The organism is Streptomyces recifensis, assembly GCF_002154615.1.
In the GTDB taxonomy this organism is placed as follows: Bacteria; Actinomycetota; Actinomycetes; order Streptomycetales; family Streptomycetaceae; genus Streptomyces; species Streptomyces griseoluteus.
In genome coordinates, this window is sequence record NZ_MUNH01000803.1 from 1 (window position 1) to 1,906 (window position 1,906).

At 75.4% G+C, this 1,906-nt stretch carries 1 protein-coding gene and 2 pseudogenes; 2 read left to right on the forward strand and 1 reads right to left on the reverse strand.

What is annotated here, in order from left to right:
* Both CCN33_RS29840 and CCN33_RS29845 read left to right on the forward strand, forming a co-directional pair.
* Positions 1 to 789 (forward strand): CAP domain-containing protein (locus CCN33_RS29840; protein WP_107484023.1); only part of this gene is annotated, 789 nt, incomplete at its 5' end.
* A gap of 89 nt (positions 790 to 878) precedes the next feature.
* Positions 879 to 1,769: pseudogene (locus tag CCN33_RS29845) on the forward strand (NAD(+)/NADH kinase); the annotation flags it as partial.
* Here CCN33_RS29845 and CCN33_RS33405 read toward each other — a convergent pair.
* Positions 1,687 to 1,906: pseudogene (locus CCN33_RS33405) on the reverse strand (hypothetical protein); the annotation flags it as partial. The pseudogenes CCN33_RS29845 and CCN33_RS33405 sit on opposite strands and share 83 nt — an antisense overlap.

Here is a 1,906-nt window from a genome sequence, read left to right on the forward strand (position 1 = left end):
GTGGGCGTACCGACCGCCGCCGTGGCCTGCGTCGACTGGAAGGGCGACTCCGGCCGGCAGACCGAGGCCACCGCCTGGCAGACCGAGCAGAGCCCCCGTCACGCGTCGCACCACGTGCGGAAGCAGGCCGCCGTCCCCGCGACCCCCTCCGCTTCCCCGAGCATCCGCACCGAGCACCGGCCCACCGCGGCGCCCGCCCACCACCGCACCACGCGGCAGGCCCCCGAGGCCGCGAAGACCACGGCGGCCGCCCAGCCCGCCAAGCCGGCCACCGCCAAGCCCGCCGTCACCAAGTCGGCCTTCGCGAAGCCCGTTTCGGCTCCGACCGTGCGCCAGATCTCCACTGCGCCCCGCCCCGTGCAGACCGCCACCGCCGCCTCGCCCGGCACCCAGCAGCCGACCGCGACCGCCTCCGGCGACGTGGCCCGGATCGTGGAACTGGTCAACGCCGAGCGCGCCAAGGCCGGCTGCTCCCCGGTCGCCCTCAACTCCACGCTGACCAAGGCCGCGCAGGCCCACAGCGCCGACATGGCCGCGCACAACACCATGTCGCACACCGGCTCCGACGGCTCCGACCCCGGTTCGCGCATCACCGCGGCCGGCTACCGGTGGAGCACGTACGGCGAGAACGTCGCCTACGGCTACTCCACGCCCGAGCAGGTCATGGCCGGCTGGATGAACAGCCCCGGCCACCGGGAGAACATCCTCAACTGCTCCTTCAAGGAGATCGGCGTGGGCCTCGCCCAGCCCGGCAGCTACTGGACCCAGGACTTCGGCACCGCCCGGTAGCACTCCGGCGGCGTGGCGTCCCGCACACGTGTCCGCCTCCCGGTGAGGATGGGGCGGTCGCGCGGGTCGGCTGGGAGGCGGGTGTCGGGATGACGGTGAGCCGTATCGGTTTGGTCGTGCACGCCGGGCGCCCGGCCGCCCTCGCCGCGGCGGACGCGGTGCGCGAGTGGTGCGCCGCGCACGACGTGGGCTGCGCCGACATCGACGTCTGGCAGGAGGGCGCCCGGCACAGCGCCCGCGAGGAGGTCGACAGCGCCGGAGACCCGGACCTCATCGTCACCCTGGGCGGCGACGGCACCTTCCTGCGCGGCGCCCGCCTGGCCGCGGAGAACGACGCCCTGGTGCTCGGCGTCGACCTCGGCCGGGTCGGCTTCCTCACCGAGGTGCCCGCCCCGGACGTACGGGCCGCGCTGGACGCGGTGTACGAGGGCCGGTACGAGGTGGAGAGCCGGATGCTGCTCACCATGCGCGCCTCCTGCCCGCTGGGCGTGCCCGCGCACATGGCGGACCTGGTGCGCTACGGGCGCGGCCCGATGCTGCCGCCGCCCCGGGTGCGCGGGGACTGCACGGTCGGGGACGACTGGGGCGTGGCCCTGAACGTCACCGCGCTGAACGACGTGGTCCTGGAGAAGCTGACCCGGGACCGGCAGGTGTCGGTCGGCGTGTACATCGCCGGCCAGCTCCTCGCCTCGTACTCCGCCGACGCGCTGCTGGTGGCGACGCCGACCGGCTCGACCGCGTACAGCTTCGCCGCCGGGGGGCCGGTGGTCTCGCCGCGCATGGAGGGGCTGCTGTTCACCCCGGTCGCCCCGCACATGACGTTCGACCGCTCGGTGCTGGCGGCGCCGGACGAGCCGATCGCCTTCCGGGTGCTGGAGCGCTCCGGCCAGGCCGCGGTCAGCATCGACGGCCAGGTGCGGGGCGTGCTGAACCCGGGCGACTGGATCGGCGTGTACGCCTCCCCCCGGCGGCTGCGGGCGGCGCCGAGCGTACCGGCCACAGCGGGGCCGCCTGCCCGTCCGCGACCGCCGCGGGGGCGTCGGTGAGGTTCATCCGCTCCCGCAGTCGCCCGTAGAAATCCATCGGGCCCAGCCGCACCGCCCGCAGCCGCCGGGGG